Source organism: Chitinophaga nivalis (assembly GCF_025989125.1).
GTDB lineage: Bacteria > Bacteroidota > Bacteroidia > Chitinophagales > Chitinophagaceae > Chitinophaga > Chitinophaga nivalis.
This window is the reverse complement of sequence record NZ_JAPDNR010000001.1, coordinates 911,719-928,361: the sequence shown is the minus strand read 5'-3', so window position 1 is coordinate 928,361 and position 16,643 is coordinate 911,719. Positions and strand designations below refer to the sequence as shown.

Annotated in this window: 14 protein-coding genes; 2 read left to right on the top strand and 12 right to left on the bottom strand. The window is 46.3% G+C overall.

What is annotated here, in order from left to right; genetic code table 11:
- Position 1: 1 nt before the first annotated feature.
- The 11 genes from OL444_RS03875 to OL444_RS03830 all read right to left on the bottom strand — a co-directional run bounded on the left by OL444_RS03875 (position 2) and on the right by OL444_RS03830 (position 14,398).
- A complete protein-coding gene (locus OL444_RS03875; protein WP_264734546.1) occupies positions 2-1,126 on the bottom strand; it encodes a sensor protein KdpD in 1,125 nt (374 codons plus the stop codon).
- 9 nt (positions 1,127-1,135) lie between these two features.
- On the bottom strand, positions 1,136-2,218 hold the full coding sequence (locus OL444_RS03870; RefSeq protein WP_264734547.1) for a porin: 1,083 nt from the start codon (positions 2,216-2,218) through the stop codon (positions 1,136-1,138).
- 120 nt (positions 2,219-2,338) lie between these two features.
- A complete protein-coding gene (gene kdpC, locus OL444_RS03865) occupies positions 2,339-2,902 on the bottom strand; it encodes a potassium-transporting ATPase subunit KdpC (protein WP_264734548.1) in 564 nt (187 codons plus the stop codon).
- A gap of 26 nt (positions 2,903-2,928) precedes the next feature.
- Complete coding sequence (gene kdpB, locus OL444_RS03860; RefSeq protein ID WP_264734549.1) at positions 2,929-4,974, bottom strand: potassium-transporting ATPase subunit KdpB; 2,046 nt, start codon at positions 4,972-4,974, stop codon at positions 2,929-2,931.
- Between the two features lie 19 nt (positions 4,975-4,993).
- The gene (gene kdpA, locus OL444_RS03855; protein WP_264734550.1) at positions 4,994-6,706 is read right to left on the bottom strand and encodes a potassium-transporting ATPase subunit KdpA; all 1,713 of its coding nucleotides are present in this window, start codon (positions 6,704-6,706) and stop codon (positions 4,994-4,996) included.
- 56 nt (positions 6,707-6,762) lie between these two features.
- Positions 6,763-6,840 (bottom strand): potassium-transporting ATPase subunit F, encoded by a 78-nt coding sequence (locus OL444_RS31895; RefSeq protein WP_078670327.1) that lies wholly within the window; start codon positions 6,838-6,840, stop codon positions 6,763-6,765.
- A gap of 112 nt (positions 6,841-6,952) precedes the next feature.
- On the bottom strand, positions 6,953-7,294 hold the full coding sequence (locus tag OL444_RS03850; RefSeq protein WP_443092808.1) for a DUF7674 family protein: 342 nt from the start codon (positions 7,292-7,294) through the stop codon (positions 6,953-6,955).
- Between the two features lie 295 nt (positions 7,295-7,589).
- Positions 7,590-8,183: a hypothetical protein gene (locus OL444_RS03845; protein WP_264734552.1), complete on the bottom strand. Its 594-nt coding sequence runs from the start codon at positions 8,181-8,183 to the stop codon at positions 7,590-7,592.
- A complete protein-coding gene (locus OL444_RS03840; protein WP_264734553.1) occupies positions 8,164-9,339 on the bottom strand; it encodes a hypothetical protein in 1,176 nt (391 codons plus the stop codon). The genes OL444_RS03845 and OL444_RS03840 overlap by 20 nt, the downstream gene beginning before the upstream one ends.
- 154 nt (positions 9,340-9,493) lie before the next feature.
- Positions 9,494-13,231: a DEAD/DEAH box helicase gene (locus tag OL444_RS03835; protein WP_264734554.1), complete on the bottom strand. Its 3,738-nt coding sequence runs from the start codon at positions 13,229-13,231 to the stop codon at positions 9,494-9,496.
- Positions 13,232-13,477: 246 nt separating this feature from the next.
- Positions 13,478-14,398: an MBL fold metallo-hydrolase gene (locus OL444_RS03830; RefSeq protein WP_264734555.1), complete on the bottom strand. Its 921-nt coding sequence runs from the start codon at positions 14,396-14,398 to the stop codon at positions 13,478-13,480.
- A gap of 84 nt (positions 14,399-14,482) precedes the next feature.
- On the opposite strand from OL444_RS03830, the gene OL444_RS03825 reads away from it, so the two are divergent.
- Together OL444_RS03825 and OL444_RS03820 are read left to right on the top strand one after the other, a co-directional pair.
- Positions 14,483-15,373 (top strand): helix-turn-helix domain-containing protein, encoded by an 891-nt coding sequence (locus tag OL444_RS03825; protein WP_264734556.1) that lies wholly within the window; start codon positions 14,483-14,485, stop codon positions 15,371-15,373.
- Between the two features lie 79 nt (positions 15,374-15,452).
- The gene (locus tag OL444_RS03820; protein WP_264734557.1) at positions 15,453-15,842 is read left to right on the top strand and encodes a DoxX family protein; all 390 of its coding nucleotides are present in this window, start codon (positions 15,453-15,455) and stop codon (positions 15,840-15,842) included.
- Positions 15,843-15,915: 73 nt separating this feature from the next.
- Here OL444_RS03820 and OL444_RS03815 read toward each other — a convergent pair whose 3' ends face one another.
- Positions 15,916-16,638 carry a 2-phosphosulfolactate phosphatase gene (locus OL444_RS03815; RefSeq protein WP_264734558.1) on the bottom strand — a complete coding sequence of 241 codons (723 nt, stop codon included), beginning with the start codon at positions 16,636-16,638 and terminating at the stop codon, positions 15,916-15,918.
- Positions 16,639-16,643: the final 5 nt, after the last annotated feature.

The window sequence follows — 16,643 nt, the reverse complement described above, 5'->3', positions numbered from 1 at the left end:
CTCATGATAATATAATGAGGTCTATATCGTTGGTAGAAAGTGTTTTCAGTAACTGGTTAAACAGATTCGTACGCAAAATGATCCGGAATAAACTGATATGTGGTTTTCCCATACAAATGGTGGTTACCTGTTTTTGCATGGCGGTGTTAATAATAGCTTCCGATATTTTCACATGATGTTCCTGTATGACTTCTGCCCCCAGTTCTGTTGCCAGTTTCAGGTTGTTGATCAGATGCCGTTGTGCAGCCAGTGCAATTTTATCTGCACTTTCCCGCGGCGTTTGTACATACAGTACATACCAGTCTGCATGATAATAGGCGGCCAGCCGGGCGGTTTTGCGGATCACTTTCCGCGCTACCTCATCATTGGTAGAAATACAAGCCAGAAAGCTCTCGTGCCGCATCTGCTGACTACGAGGCACTTCTATTTCCACTTTTCGTTCTACCTGCGTAGCTACTTCTTTCAGCGCCAGCTCCCGTAACTGCAGGATTTTATCTGCCTGAAAAAAATTGCGGAGGGCCATATCCACCTTGGATTGATCATAGATCTTTCCTTCTTTCAGCCGGGTAATCAGTTCATCTGCCGTAAGGTCTATATTCACGACTTCATCCGCCAGTTGCAGGATACTGTCGGGTACACGTTCCTGTACTTCTACGCCGGTAATGGCTTTTACCTCCTGGTTAATGCTTTCAATATGCTGAATATTGATCGCGGAGATAACGTTGATGCCGGCATTCAACAGGTCTACCACATCCTGCCAGCGTTTTTCATTTTTAGAACCGGGGATATTGCTGTGCGCCAGTTCATCTACCACTACCCAATGCGGGCTTAGCAGCAAGATGGTGGTAAGGTCCATTTCCTCCAGCATTTTTCCTTTGTAGAAAACCTGCTTCCGGGGAATGGCGGGTAAACCAGCTAACAGGGCGTGCGTTTCCGCACGCCCATGTGTTTCAATGTAGCCAATCTGAATATTAATACCATTTCTGACCATGGCCTGCATTTCCTGCAACATCCGGTAAGTTTTGCCTACGCCGGCACTCATGCCGATATAGATCTTAAACTTCCCTCTGCCGGCGCGGTTGGCCAGGTCAAGAAAATGTTGTACCGATTGTTCTTTATCTGTCATAACAACTGGTTAGAACCATACTGCCATAGATGCAGTAATTGCGGTATGGGTATTTTTTAATTCCGTTCCCTTCATAAATGTTTTGTCTTTCCCGTCAAACATCCTTCCTTCTACCCTGAACATCATATTGTCTACCGGTGTAAAATCCAGGTTCAGCGAAAATCCTGTTGTCTGGAAACCATTGGCAGTACCGGTTGCAATCACTACACCATCCTGATCGTTAAAATATTCTGCGCGGCCTGCCATCGCAAATTTATTCGTGAAGGCATAACGGGCAATAACGATCGGGCTGTACCAGTTATACAGGTCGCCTTTACCTTTTGTTTTTTGTTGCAGACCATAATCCAATCCTGCTGTGAGGCTGAATTTATCTGTAATACCAAAGGTACCGTAAACATTGTTAAAATAACGCATCTGGCGCACGCTGTCCGGCATATCATTACCAATATAGGTGCTCCAGTTCAGCAGTATTTTTGCATTGGGTTTATAGGTGATCTGGGTACCGAAATTAGGTGTCTGGTTACCATCCACTCTTTTAATCCGTTGCCAGCCGTTGAGGTACATGGCCGCAAATGTCCATTTCTCATTAGGCGTCCAGGTTACTTTGGCACCGGTTTCGTAATAAGGAGAATTTTCTGCCATCAGGCTGCGGGTCAGCGTAGGACAGTCTTTACCGATAGCGCTTTCAAAACCGATATGAGAAGGCATAATACCCGCATCGATCCATACATTTTTGCCTACCCGTACACCTACGTTGGCTTCATAAACATGTCGCAGCAGTTCCGGTTCTGCCGCCATATTGTATTGGGCATAGGTGCCGGCCATCAGGCCTACGTTGGCCCGTACCCGGTCGGAAGTATAGGCCGCTTTAACCAGACCCAGGTTCAGGTTCAGCTCATTGTGGCGATTGAAGTTGTATAGAAATCCTGGTTTCAGGTGATTCTCCGGCTTGTTCAGATCATAACTGTAATAGGCCTCCGCATATCCGGAAACAGTTAATTTCCCCTTCTCTTTTTCTTTGGTGGGCACATCCTGTGCAAGCATAGTAATAGCAGCTGCCAGCGCACCGGCGAGCAATAAAATTTTCTTCATTTTGTAAGTAGACTTTTAAGACAGGTGGTTCAGTGATCATGGGCAGCCCGCCACTTGCAGGCTGCCAGCAACAGGGTTTTCAATCAGATAGGCATAGGTCAAAGGAATAAGAGGACGGCTTTATTTCAACTCATCCAATGCCACATTCAGTTTTAAAACATTCACGGTAGCAGGTCCGAACAATCCCAGTACCGGCGCAGTGGCTTGTGCCGCTACCAGTTGTTTTACCTTATCGGCATCCAGGCCTCTTATTTTCGCAATACGAGGTACCTGTACTATTGCTGCATAGGGAGTCAGGTGTGGATCAAGACCACTGGCAGAAGCAGTCACCAGTTCCGCTGGAATATCTGCCTTTTTCACATCCGGATTATGTACCAGGAAGGAATCAATTCTTTCCTGTACTGTTTTCAGGTAGTCGGGGTTACCAGCTGCTTTGTTGGAGCCGCCGGAACCAGCTGCATTGTAATCTACCGTAGACGGACGTGGCTGGAAATATTTATCATCGGAAAATTTCTGTGCTATATTCTCATATCCCACCACTTTTCCATGTTGCATCACTTTCACCCCACCGCCTTTTCCGGGAGCCATTTTAGCTACACCTGCCAGAAACAGGGGATATAAACCACCCAATAATACCAGCAGCAACAAGGTTAATTTTATAGAAGGCCAGAGATACTTTTTCATAATAAATTCTTTTTTCAGTTAAACGATTACAGGAAAAGCGCGATCAGCATATCAATCAGCTTGATACCAATAAAAGGCGCCACAATACCACCCAGGCCATAGATGAACAGGTTTCTGCGCAGCAGGGCACTGGCGCCGATCGGCTTGTAGGCTACACCGCGTAATGCCAGCGGAATCAGCATCGGGATAATGATGGCGTTGAATATCACCGCACTTAGGATCGCAGATTCCGGGCTATGCAGCTTCATGATGTTGATGCTTTGTAAAGCCGGAATAGAAGCCACAAACAAAGCAGGTACGATAGCAAAATACTTGGCCACATCATTCGCGATGGAGAAGGTGGTCAGTGTACCACGGGTCATGAGCAACTGTTTTCCGATCTCCACGATTTCAATCAGTTTGGTAGGATCATTGTCCAGGTCCACCATGTTGCCGGCTTCTTTTGCCGCCTGTGTACCGCTGTTCATGGCTACGCCTACATCAGCCTGTGCAAGGGCAGGGGCGTCGTTGGTACCATCACCCATCATGGCTACCAGTCTGCCTTCGTTTTGTTCTTTGCGGATGTAGGTCATCTTATCTTCCGGCTTGGCTTCCGCAATAAAATCATCCACACCGGCTTTGTTGGCAATGTATTTAGCCGTGAGCGGGTTATCACCGGTCACCATAACGGTTTTCACGCCCATTTTACGCAGACGGTCGAAACGTTCGCTGATACCGGGTTTGATAATATCCTGCAGTTCAATTACGCCCTGTACTTTGCTGTTGAGGGCTACTACCAGTGGCGTACCGCCATCATTGGAAATAGCTTCTACTTTTGCCAGCGTTTCCTGCGGGAATTGAAATCCTTCTTTTTCTGTCAATCGTTTGATTGCATCGTAGGCCCCTTTACGGATACGGCTGCCATCGGGTGTATCGATACCGCTGCTACGCGTTTCGGCAGTAAATTTCACAAGTGTAGCACCGTTGGTAGATAACTGGCTGACGATATCTTTACCGGCCAGTTCTACAATCGACTTCCCTTCCGGTGTTTCATCCGCCAGAGAGCTGAGGGCACAAAGGCGGATAAAGGCTTCCCTGTCTACACCATTGGTCGCATAGAAGTTGGTGGCTTTACGGTTACCGATGGTGATGGTACCGGTTTTATCCAGTAACAGCACATCAATATCACCGGCTGTTTCCACTGCTTTACCCGATTTGGTAATCACATTGGCCCGCAGTGCACGGTCCATACCGGCAATCCCGATGGCAGACAACAAACCACCGATGGTAGTAGGTATCAGACATACAAACAAAGAGATGAAGGCCGCAATGGTAATAGGTGTCTGTGCATAGTCTGCAAAAGGTTTCAGCGTTACGCACACAATGATAAAGATGAGGGTAAAGCTGGCCAGCAGAATGGTCAATGCAATTTCATTCGGCGTTTTCTGGCGGCTGGCGCCTTCTACCAGGGCAATCATTTTGTCGAGGAAAGATTCACCCGGCTCTGTACTTACCCGTACTTTGATATGATCAGACAATACTTTGGTACCGCCTACCACACTCGATTTATCGCCGCCCGCTTCGCGGATCACCGGTGCACTTTCACCGGTGATAGCTGATTCGTCGATACTGGCCAGGCCTTGCACGATTTCTCCGTCTGCCGGAATAATATCTCCCGGATCACATACGAAAATATCACCTTTCCGCAGGGAAGCAGAAGAAACTATTTTCACTTCATTGGTGAAGATTTCACCTACCAGCTCTACTTTTTTGGCAGGGGTTTCTTCTCTTGTTTTACGTAAGCTCTCTGCCTGCGCTTTACCACGTGCTTCTGCAATTGCTTCTGCAAAGTTGGCAAACAATACGGTGAGGAAGAGGATTGCAAATACGGCTATATTATAAGCCGGGCTGCCCTGATCTGTATTTTTGGTAAAGAGAGAATACATGGCTACTACCAGCATAACAGCAGTGCCTATTTCCACGGTAAACATTACCGGGTTTTTGATCATCAGTTTCGGATGCAGTTTCACGAAGGATTGTTTCAGGCTTTCCCTCACCAGCTCCTGCGGAAACAATTTATTATCATTCTTCATTGTAGTAAGTCATTAATAATTACAGGGAAAAATACTCTGCGATCGGGCCTAATGCCAGCGCCGGGAAATAAGACAGTGCAGTCAGAATAATGATCACGGCAAATGTCATGGCGCCAAAGGTGATGGAGTCTGTTTTTAAGGTACCGGCAGATTCAGGTACATATTTTTTAGACGCCATCAGACCAGCTATGGCAACGGGTCCTATAATAGGCAGGAACCTGCCCAGGATCAGCACAAAGCCGGTGGATACGTTCCAGAATATGTTACCATCTCCCAGCCCTTCAAAACCGGAACCGTTGTTCGCGTTGGCAGAAGTATATTCATACAGCATTTCGGAAAATCCGTGATATCCCGGGTTATTGAGCCATGCAGAAGGCTTTACTGCCCAGTTCATATCCGGATGGTGCGACAGTACCCAGGATGACAGGGCGGTACCTGCCAGGATCAGGAAGGGCGACAGCAGCGTAATAAAGGCCGCGATCTTTACTTCCCGGGCTTCCAGCTTATGCCCCATAAATTCAGGCGTACGACCTACCATCAGGCCGGAGATGAATACGGCTATAATAATGAAGATGTAATAGTTAAGGATACCTACACCGCAACCACCGTAGAAACAGTTCAGCATCATACCCAGGAGTTGCATCATACCGGTCATCGGCATGGTACTGTCGTGCCAGCCACATACAGAACCGGTGGAGATAATGGTGGTAACAGTACTCCAATAACCGGTAGCCGCTGCACCAAACCGTACTTCCTTCCCTTCCATGGAGCCGGTAGCCTGCTGAATACCCATGTGGGCAATAGCCGGGTTACCATTCATTTCCCAGTTCATAGACGGAATCAGCAGACATAACATCCCGATGGTCATAATACCAAACATCACCATCGCAAATTTTCTGCGGTTGATAAACATACCCAATGCAAATACAACCGCGATAGGAATCAGTACCTGTGCTACCATTTCGGTCATCCAGGTAACATAGTTGGTATTTTCCAGCGGGTGAGCGGAGTTGGCGCCAAAGAAGCCACCACCGTTGGTACCCAGGTGTTTGATGGCTACGAAGCCGGCAGCAGGGCCACGGGAAACATTTACGGTATCACCCTGCATGGTTACAATCGTATCTTTTCCTTCAAAGCTGGCTGGCATACCATTGAACACGAATATGATCCCGATCACAATCGCAATCGGCAACAGAATACGGGTAATGGTTTTCAGGAAAATCTCCCAGAAGTTACCCAGCTGGGTAGTTGTTTTCTCTTTCATTGCCTTAAACACTACGATGAGTGCGGCAATACCGGTAGCGGCACTTACAAACTGCAGGAAGGCCAGTACAAAGAGCTGGGTAAAATAAGTCACACCGGTTTCGCCGGAGTAGTGCTGCAGGTTACAGTTTACGACAAAGCTGATGGCCGTATTAAAAGCCAGATCAGCAGACTGGCCCGGGTTGCCATCCGGATTCAGGGGAAGTTTATCCTGAAACATCAGGGCAAAAAAAGCATATACAAACCATACCATGTTGATGGTGAGCAATGCTTTCAGGTGCTGTTTCCAGTTCATCTCCTCGCGGGGATTGATACCGGATATTTTAAAGAAGAGGCGTTCCAGCGGCGCCATAAAATCAGACCAGGTACGCTCTCCCCTGAATACTTTTACAATGTATCTCGCCAGTGGCCAGGCCAGTAGCAGCGTTAGTCCATAGGTGGCTATAACGCCCAAAAGTTCTGTTGTCATTTCTATAGTTAGTTATAAATCTTTTCGTATAGGCGTAGGAGTAATATTCCCTCCGGTCAGAATTTTTCCGGTTTCAGCAGCACATAAATCATGTAGCCGAACACCAGGATTGATAGCACAAATAATGCGGTCATAGTGGTAATGATTTATTAGATCTTTTCAAAGTAGTCGACAGATTTGAAGAACAGTGCAAAACAGGCTAGCCCTGCCAGCACTAATAGTACGGTCATCATCATAAAAAAAAGTTTAAATAGCTATGGATTGTAAATGTTGAATACGTAAGTTTCTGAGTGCCGCCGGCAGCAATGCGCTATGTTCCTTATGCAGGAGGGGAGACAAAGCGTATACAAACACGCTTTCAATCGCATTACGCAGCACATTACTGCCATTATGATATAATACCCCGGCGATAGTAAAACAACGTCTTACTTCCTGTAATTGTTCGTTCCGGATCATGCTGCCGGTATAATCGGCAAACAGGTGAATGACTTTACAGATGGTTCCTTTGGTAGGAAATTGCTCCATGGGAAATGTTAATCCCGGAATCTGCAAACCTATTAACTGGGGTATTTTCGAGTCTGGTAGCATACAATATCAGATGTTTGATACAAAGAGCTATATGCCAGCGAAGTGCCAGCATGCCAGACAACAAAACAAAAACAACATAACTAACTGTATATCAACAAAATAAACTTATAATTCAAAAAATAGCAGGGGAGTGGTGGAGGGGAGAACCATGCAGAATCTGAAGGGTATATGCAAAAAATGAACGCCGGTAGTACGGTATCCCGCATAAAAAAGAACCGGCAATGCGCAGGTCATCGCCGGTTCCGGTAGTATCATGCTGCTGCCAGACTGATCTGGTCAGTCATGGCAGCGGTAATTATTTTTTCTTTTTCCCAAAGTGATAGTTAATCATCAACATACCCACTGATCCGATCTTTACCCGGTAAAAGGGTTTGTTAGCTGCAGGATCGAAAGAGTCGGGCTCCCGGGGAATATAATAGTAACAGTTGAGGCTAATTTCTGTAGACAGTGAAATATGTTTATTGAAATAATACTGTACACCTACCACGGGGCTTAACCCATAACGCCACAGGGTGTTTTTAAGGAATTGCGGGGCGTTGTAAGCCACGGAGGCATCTGCCCCTCCATATAACATCCAGTTGTCTGTGATATAGCCCCATTGATGTCCTACCCGCACATCAGGGTATACTCCTTCCGATTGCTGGTTACTGAGCTCCAGGTTTAAACCTACCCGCACTGCACGATTTTGCCGATAGTGCCATTTGTAGTTGGCCATATAGGACTGCTGGTTCTTTTTCAGGAAGGTGAGAATATTCGCCACATCGATGCCCAATTCATGCTGATAGCGGTATCGGGGCGCAATACTGTCCTGGGCAAAAACAGCGATACTGCACAAAGTCAGTATCGCTGTGATGATAAATTTGCTTCGCTTATTTATTGATCCACTCACTCAGCCTGGTTTTAAGTCGGGTGATTTTTTTGGAGAAACTGCCATTGGATTGGGCAGTACGCTCGAACCAGTTTTCTATATCTGAACCGAAATAAGGTTTCAGCATTGTTTTAAGATCTGCTATAAAAGGATCTGTATAAACATTAAACGCCTCTGATGTCTGGTCTTTATAGAAGATCACCAGTTCATTGTGGTTATTGATATTTTTCAGTTTCAATTCACCAATTTTCTGTTCTTTGGAAAAGGTATTCAGGGCGAAAGTACCGTTGATATCTTCTGCTTTATGACCGGATAATTTATAGTAAGCAGCAGCATTCCAGGAACCTTGCAGCGATAAATCACCTTTGCTGATCGTGCCTTCTACCGCCTGCAGGTCTTCTGACAGTTCCAGGTTATTATAGTCTTCGTTGGCGAAAGTAACTTTCGCATTCAGTGCAGTTACACAATCAGAACCGGATTGCAGTTCTGTAACCACATTAAACTGGGTGTTGGTAATCTTGTTTACTTTAATCAGGTAGTTGTGTGGCATCAGACCGAGGTTCAGCACAATACTTTGCGGAATGGGGAAACTACCATTGCTGAACACAGCTGCCAGGTCGAGCGACAGGATGGTTTGCCCGTCTTTGGTGCAGGTGGCTTTCACTGCAGTAGGCAGGTATACATCCTTCATATTCACCTGGTACTTACCGTCTTTGTAGGTCGACATTTTCACTACATAGTTATTTGTAGTGCCGGTAGGGGAAGATGGAAAACTAACGGTGATGTCAGCAGCGGCTGTTTTGATAAACTTTTTCGTAGCGGCGTCCCAGTTATAGTTACCAGCAAACCGGGCATAATTAAAACGGCCGCCTTCTTCCAGTTCAAAGTAATTAAAGGACACGTCCAGCGCATCCGTAATGCTGTTCAGCCAGTCTTCATTTCCGAAGTCACCGTTCTTTAAACCGGCCGTGTTGATCAAAGATTGGATCAGTTGTCCGTCTTTGATGTTCTTCACACAGTTAAACAGCAGATTTCTGGTGTCAGTGATGCTTTTCTTGTCTTGTTCTACAGTAGTAGGTTCTGTAACAGTTACATTGTCTTTTTTAGACGAGCAGCCCGCCATGACAATTACCAGCCCGGCGCCCGCCAGGACTTTGTTGAATCCATTCAACTTCATAGGTAAGAGATATTTTTGGATAAAATGAATGCACAATATATAGACTAATATATTACAACGCATTTCATATTATATAAAAATAAATCTCGAAAAGTTGAACAAAAAAATACCGTATCCAGTAACCCGGATACGGCATTCCTTTTTTATATCCTCTCTAACTAAAGAGATACAATACATCTTCTTTTGTCAGCTTCTTCACAAAGCCACTGTCATCGGAAATGATTTCTTTCACCAGTGATTTCTTTCTTTCCTGCAACTGCAGAATTTTTTCTTCCACAGTATCTTTACAGATCATCCGGTATGCGAAGATATTCTTCGTTTGTCCGATACGGTGTGTACGGTCAATCGCCTGTTGTTCTACCGCCGGATTCCACCATGGATCTACAATGTATACATAATCTGCAGCGGTGAGGTTCAAGCCGACGCCCCCTGCTTTCAATGAAATCAGGAATACCCGGCACTCATCATTATTCTGGAAATTCTGAATGGCTTTTTCACGGTCCATCGTGGAAGTGCTGCCATCAAAATATTCATACGGAATCTTCATGTGTTGCAGGCGATCACGAATCAATCCCAGCATGCCCAGGAACTGGGAGAATACCAGCACCTTATGGTGGCCGATGTTTTCCGCAATTTCACGGGTGAGTTCATGCAGCTTTACAGAATGATTGGGGTATTGTTCCGTATCATTGAGTATCGCCGGAGAATCGCAGATCTGGCGCAGCTTCATGAGGCCCTGCAAGATAGTGAGCTGAGAGCGCTCCATACCCTGATCTTCAATAACACCCAGGATCTTGGAGCGATAGGTATTACGGTAGGCATCATAAATATGCCGCTGTTCCGCATCCATCTCACAGAAGATAACGGTTTCTATTTTATCCGGTAAATCTTTGGCCACCTGTTCTTTGGTACGGCGCAGGATAAACGGATAGATCAGTTTACGCAGGTGTTCTTTTCTTTCTTCATCCTGGAATTTATCGATAGGGGTGGCAAATTCATTTCTGAAAAAGTCCACGCTACCCAACATTCCCGGATTCAGGAAGTTCATCTGCGCATAAATATCAAAAGTATTGTTCTGCATGGGCGTACCACTCAGTGCCAGCCTGTTTTTGGTATTCAGCAGCTGTGCAGCTTTCGTTACCTTGGATTGCGGGTTTTTAATGGCCTGGGATTCATCCAGGATCACATAGTCAAACTCCAGCTTCATCAGCAACTGGATGTCGCTGCGCAAGGTGCCGTAGGTGGTAACGATGGCATCAAATTTCGCCAGCTCTTCTGAGTTTTTCAGACGGGCCGGCCCATGATGAATATGGTGTCTGATATCCGGTGTAAACTTGCGGATCTCATTTTCCCAGTTATAGATCAGGGTAGTAGGGCACACAACGAGCGCCATACATTTTCCTTCATTCTTGTTTTTATAATACTGTATGAAAGTGAGCGCCTGGATGGTTTTACCCAAACCCATATCATCTGCCAGGATACCACCCCATTTGATATCATCGAGGTAGTTCAGCCACTGGAAACCACTTTCCTGATAAGGACGCAGGGTTGCCTGCAGGTTATGTGGCAGGGCAATGTTCCGGATCTCATCAAACTGCAGCAATTTCCGGCGCTTTTGTTCCAGCTCCAGTACGACTGCTTCATCATCAATAAATTCATATAATTCATCGATAACGCTGAAGTTGTATTTGCTGAGTTTCAGCCCTTTTTCTTTTTCTTCACCTACTTTAAACAGCAGGGAATATTTACGCAGCCATTCTTCCGGCAGCAGGCCCAGAGAGCCATCTGCCAGTTGCACGTAGTTCTGTTTATTGGCCAGCGCGTGTTTGATATCCTTGATGCTTACCTTCTGATCGCCATACAACACTTCTATCTGGGCATCAAACCAATCGATACCGGAGCTGATCTGCAGGTTGGTCACCGGCTTGTGAGAGCTGAACTTGAAGTTGCGCAGCGATTCAAAGCCGAAGATCCGCACATCCATTTCTTTCAGGGCATCAAAGAAGAGGAAGAACCAGTTGTTCTTCAAAGCTTCCTTGGCGCGCAGATAAAAATAGTTGTGGTTATCGTGCTGCGCGAAATTCGTGTGCAGGGTACGGAGTTTATTGACAAACTCCTCTTCTGCTGCTTTATTTCTGTGGATGATCAGCACTTTATTCCCTTCCTGTACCGTGATCCTGCTTTCTTCATTCCATTCTACTTCCTGACCACGGTAAGCAAATCCTGGCTGTATGATGAAGGTTTCTCCCAGTTCTTTCAGGTATACCCTGTTTTCCGGAATAATGTCATCTACTTCCGCCAGCAGCCCTTTATCAAAGGCGATATCGTATTGCCTGCTTAAAGGCAGTAAATAATCTTTCAGGTATACCGGCCATTCCTTGTTGGGGATACGCAGTTTTCCGTTTTGCCTGAACAGTTCCACATGCAGGGCATCCTGCGGACTTTCAAACAAATAAAGCACCTGCTGATACAGGAACAATAACGGGCTTTCCCATTCATTCTGCGATACATTTACTTCTTCTCCTTCGATGGAAACATAGCAGTTAATGTCCACATGGGTATTGCCGGTAGTGGTTTTAATAATCAGTTTCAAGCGTTCCGCACCAATCTGCAGCAACTGCAGTTGTTTGGTTTTGAACGGTTGCCGGTTGGGCAGGGTAAATACCAATCCGTGTTCGGCCAGCTGCGGGAAAATCTTGGCCAGCTTGGGATGCAGGTACTCCAGCATGAGTTCCTTCGTTTCCGTTGGCAGTTCTTCCGCATTTTCATGCGTGATATTCTCCCAGATGCCCGCGAACGGTGAGTTTTTACTGAGGTATTTACTCACTTCGGCGCCTTGTAATTTTCGTATAGGCGCTATCAGTTCCCGGTCTTTCTCTTTATACTGATAAAAATCGATGTATTTAGTCAGATCCAGTTTGCTGGCCAGTGATACAAAGGCATTTTGCTCTTCATTCACTTCTCCGCTTACCAGGTCGATTTTGAAATAAGGGTACAGCGATTCATTGGCGTTAAAAACGGCGGCCAGTCGCTGGGTAACCGTAATGGTTTCTTCCGGCGGAGGCGGGGCAGTCACCGGCTGACGGCCGGCAGTAGCGCCATCCACGCGTTTGATCGAAGGATCCAGTACCCGCAGGAAAGGTTTACCATCCATATAGGAAAAGGCAAATTTTCCGTTCAGATCATCGGAAAGCGAGTAACCATACAGGGAGAGGAGTTTGTTTTTCTCTTTATCCCAGTTACGCAGTGAATCGAAATAGAAAGCGCCGTGTTCATGCAGGAGCTGCAGAAAAAGAGCGGTTTTATGTACACAAAGCGCATGTTCTGTTTCATCACAGGTGCAATGGGTATCAAAAAAACGTTCCTCATTGCGTTGAATAATGAGGGGATATTCTTTGCCTTCCAGCTTCAGGACAGCTTCTACTTTTTCGTCTTTTGCCTGTTTTACCTTGGCCGTATGTTTTTTGGCTATCTCTTCCGCTTTGGAAAAGATCATACCGGAAGTAAGCAGCTTTATGGTTTTAAGGTCAATAGATTTCATTTTAATCAGCGTGTGCTGCTGATCAAACTGTGTATCAAAGCTCTCAAAATGGTTCTTATCCAGCATCTCCTGCAGCTGAAACAATGCGGCAGCCTCATGTCTGCAAATATCTCCCAGGTTGTAAGGACACTGGCAGCGGATAGACATGCCCGTAGTTTCTCCATACTTATTGATGGAAACACGGTAATAATTGGCATGTGTGTCGCTCTTTACGCGGAAGGTAGCTGATTTCAGTACCGGGTCTGCCTCAATGAGTTCAACACCCCCGGCAGAAAATATACGCTTCCCCCTGCGGATCACTTCATCAGTGCCGTTGTTGTAAACATATTTTAGCAAATGGGGTAGCGACATACTATACGTTGTTGCCTGCTTTTATTATCAACAAAGGGTTACTAATATATCAAAAAACTTTAACAGCTGATAAAAAGGCAATCCACAAAAGTAAGCAGAAAATCTCTAATTCAGAACACCTGATAAATGAAGTACCAAGGTTCCGTCCTTCGTGTCCCATGGCTGAAAGTACCCCACGCTAAAACATATTTTTAAAAATAATTTATTAAGAATATAGCGCTTTGTTTATCAATCATTTAAATCGATTCAGCGAATATGTTGCAGGTATCTTTTTACAGAAAAATCCACCGCCTCATGTGCACCGGTTTTAATATATTTTCCAAAAGCGCCATACATCGCATCGTAGGCCAGCGGTTGTACTGCCGCATACAGGATGTTGATTTCTTTGGATGACAGCGGAATATTATTGGGATAGCTGTACATAAAAGACACGGTTTTCCGGTCGGAAGAAACCTGGATGACATCTCCTACCAGTAAGCTTCCTTTGCCGGCAGGCGTATACAGCACATTGGCCCCATCGAAATGACCGCCGCACAGTACCAGCTTAATACCATCCCATAACGACAGCTCCGGGCCGTCCCACAGCCGGATCACCTCATCCTGCCGTCCCAGCCACTTTGCATCCCGCTGGTGCACATACACCGGTATGTGGCCAAATGCATGGCTCCATTCTACAATGGTGGAAAAATAATGCGGGTGGGAGAGGGCGATAGCTTTGATACCCCCCAGGTGTTGTATGATATTAATCGTAGAGGCGTCCAGGTTGGCCACACAATCCCATAGGATATTTCCACCGGGCGTGATCAGCAAGTGCGCCCGCTGGCCGATGGCAAATTCGGGCGTGGTATAGATAGCGTACAGATTGGGCGCTACCATTTCTATCACGTTCCTATGTGTTTGCTGAACGGCTTCCAGTGTTGTCCAGCTTTGTCCGGCCGGGTTTACATACTGCCGCTCATCTTCACATACAGGACAGTGGGCGGGTGCCGTTTCAGATGCATTGTACTGTATCCCGCAGGTAGTACACAGATAGTGTTTCATAGATCCGGTTTTATGGGTGGAGGTATGCTCCGCTAAAATAGATGGATTTCCGAATAAAAGAGGCAGTCCCATTGCTGCCAGACCACTTTGTTTAAGCCAGTTTCTTCTGCTGTTATCGGTAGACATAATTATTGATTTCAGCACACAAAGGTCCGCTGCTGCCGGCCTTTGCGCAATGGATATACTGCAGAATTACTTGTACATTTGTGCATGCAGCAAAAACGTATCCAGTCACACAAAATTACGGATGGCGTTTCGGTGCAACTACCGAAACTGTCAGACGTTTTAATCGCGAAATCCAATGACCGGGGCCGGATATTACCCCGGCAATACCCACACAGACACGAATATTACGAAATCACCCTGGTCCGGGAAAATGAAGGCATTCATTTCGTGGACTTCACCCCTTATCCATTTAAAGGGTCCGCTGTATTTTTATTGTCTCCCGAACAGGTACATGAACTGCGGCGGGAAAAAGGCGCTGATGGCTACTCCATTAAGTTTAATGCTGCCTTTTTCAGCAGCGGCAACGATCCCGACAGTCAGCTCTACGCCCATTTTCTGTTCGATAACCTCCAGGCATATCCGGTTATCAGCCTGCAGCCAGCAGAATACAACCGGCTATCCACCCTGCTGGAAGTAGCCCTGGAAGAATACAACCACACGACCGCCGATAATCCGGATATCCTGTTTTCGTATATCCGTGTTATACTGATGGAGATTCTCCGCATACGCCGGCAGCAGTTAGAGGAAACACACCTGCAACCCGGCTGGCAGCAATCGCAGTTCCGGGAGTTCAAACAATTGCTGGAAACGCATTTCACCACACTTCATGAAGTACAGGACTACGCCGCCAAATTGTTTATCACCCCACGGCAACTCAATGCCCTTTCCCGTAAACTAACCGGTAAAACTGCCGGCGTATTTATCCGGGACCGCCTGCTGCTGGAGGCCCGGCGGCTATTGTTCCTGCATGACCTGAGCATCAAAGAGGTAGGCTATCGCATCGGGTTTGAAGATCCCGCTTACTTCACGCGCTTCTTCAAGAAAAACGCCGGCCTTTCTCCGCAACAATTCCGGGAGCAGGAGCAACAAGTGTAAAAATGTACAACACAAACAACTTTTTATCCATCGGCAGTATCCCTGGCCGATACTAATTTTGCGCTATCAAACACACAATATGAAAAATAACAATCAAACCACAGCTACTTTAGTATTACGTATAGGCATTGGCGTATTATTTATCATCTTTGGTATCATGAAACTGGCGGGAGGCCCCGCTACATGGGCATTCCTGGGTGGTACCCTGCAAACATTCGGTATCACTGTCTGGCCGGCCTTCTGGGGGTTCCTGGCATCGCTGACAGAACTGCTGGGAGGTATTGCACTGGTCACCGGTTTGCTGGTACGTCCGGCAGCATTGGCGTTGCTGATGACCATGGTAGTAGCCACAGCATTTAAAATTACCAGCGGTGCACCTTTCGCGGAAATATCCTATCCGCTGGCGATGGGCATTGTATCCCTGTATTTCATCATCGGCGAAGGCAAGGTGGCTCCTGTCAAAGCCTGAAAATAAAAAATGTCTTACACCGGATGATATATCATCCGGTGTAAGACATTTTTTTAGGGAGATGATATCCGGTTTATCCGGCGATCAGCTCTCCGTCTTTAAACAACGGTAACACGTTGGCGCCATCCGGTGTCAGACAATAAGCAATATCTTTTTCCAGTCCGTAATTGGCCAGGCGGCGGTAATGCGAAGCCTGTTTCATAAAACCAATCAGGTCCGGCTGAGCAGCCTGGTACATGCTTTCTGCCAGTACAGCAGAATCGCAGTTCACTTCAAAATGCGCTTTGATGCGGTTTACCACGGCTCCGGCAAACAGGGTATCTTCCATATTCACCCGGTCTTTCCAGGCAGCACATCCCAGTATTACATTTTTATTCTGTGCAATCAGGTAATCACATACTGCACTGATATTCGGAAAAGAGCCGGTGATAATCTGGATGGCATCTTTCGCCATGTGCAGCAGTTTGGTGCCGTTGGTGGTAGTTAATACCAGTGTTTTGTTTTCAATGAAGTCGCGTGGATACTCAAAAGGGGAGTTACCGTGTACCAGTCCTTCCGCTACTTTACCATCGCGTTCTCCGGCAGTAATGCCATCAATGGCACGGCCGATATGCACACATTCTTCCACACTTGATACGGGGATTACCCTGCTGGCGCCATTGTACAAGGCTGTACAAATAGTAGAGGTAGCGCGCAACACATCGATAATCACTACAATGCTGTTCTTTACATCAAACAAATGTAATAAAGCCGGGGATAAGCATACTTCCAGGCCCGGTTTGTTAGTTGCTGTCATTCAGT

Coding starts and splice junctions, on each gene's coding strand:
- OL444_RS03815 (WP_264734558.1), bottom strand. CDS start 16,638: ATGACAGCAACTAACAAACCGGGCCTGGAAGTATGCTTATCCCCGGCT.
- kdpA (WP_264734550.1), bottom strand. CDS start 6,706: ATGACAACAGAACTTTTGGGCGTTATAGCCACCTATGGACTAACGCTG.
- OL444_RS03870 (WP_264734547.1), bottom strand. CDS start 2,218: ATGAAGAAAATTTTATTGCTCGCCGGTGCGCTGGCAGCTGCTATTACT.
- OL444_RS03825 (WP_264734556.1), top strand. CDS start 14,483: ATGCAGCAAAAACGTATCCAGTCACACAAAATTACGGATGGCGTTTCG.
- OL444_RS03875 (WP_264734546.1), bottom strand. CDS start 1,126: ATGACAGATAAAGAACAATCGGTACAACATTTTCTTGACCTGGCCAAC.
- OL444_RS31895 (WP_078670327.1), bottom strand. CDS start 6,840: ATGACCGCATTATTTGTGCTATCAATCCTGGTGTTCGGCTACATGATT.
- kdpC (WP_264734548.1), bottom strand. CDS start 2,902: ATGAAAAAGTATCTCTGGCCTTCTATAAAATTAACCTTGTTGCTGCTG.
- OL444_RS03830 (WP_264734555.1), bottom strand. CDS start 14,398: ATGTCTACCGATAACAGCAGAAGAAACTGGCTTAAACAAAGTGGTCTG.
- OL444_RS03840 (WP_264734553.1), bottom strand. CDS start 9,339: ATGAAGTTGAATGGATTCAACAAAGTCCTGGCGGGCGCCGGGCTGGTA.
- OL444_RS03835 (WP_264734554.1), bottom strand. CDS start 13,231: ATGTCGCTACCCCATTTGCTAAAATATGTTTACAACAACGGCACTGAT.
- OL444_RS03850 (WP_443092808.1), bottom strand. CDS start 7,294: ATGCTACCAGACTCGAAAATACCCCAGTTAATAGGTTTGCAGATTCCG.
- kdpB (WP_264734549.1), bottom strand. CDS start 4,974: ATGAAGAATGATAATAAATTGTTTCCGCAGGAGCTGGTGAGGGAAAGC.
- OL444_RS03820 (WP_264734557.1), top strand. CDS start 15,453: ATGAAAAATAACAATCAAACCACAGCTACTTTAGTATTACGTATAGGC.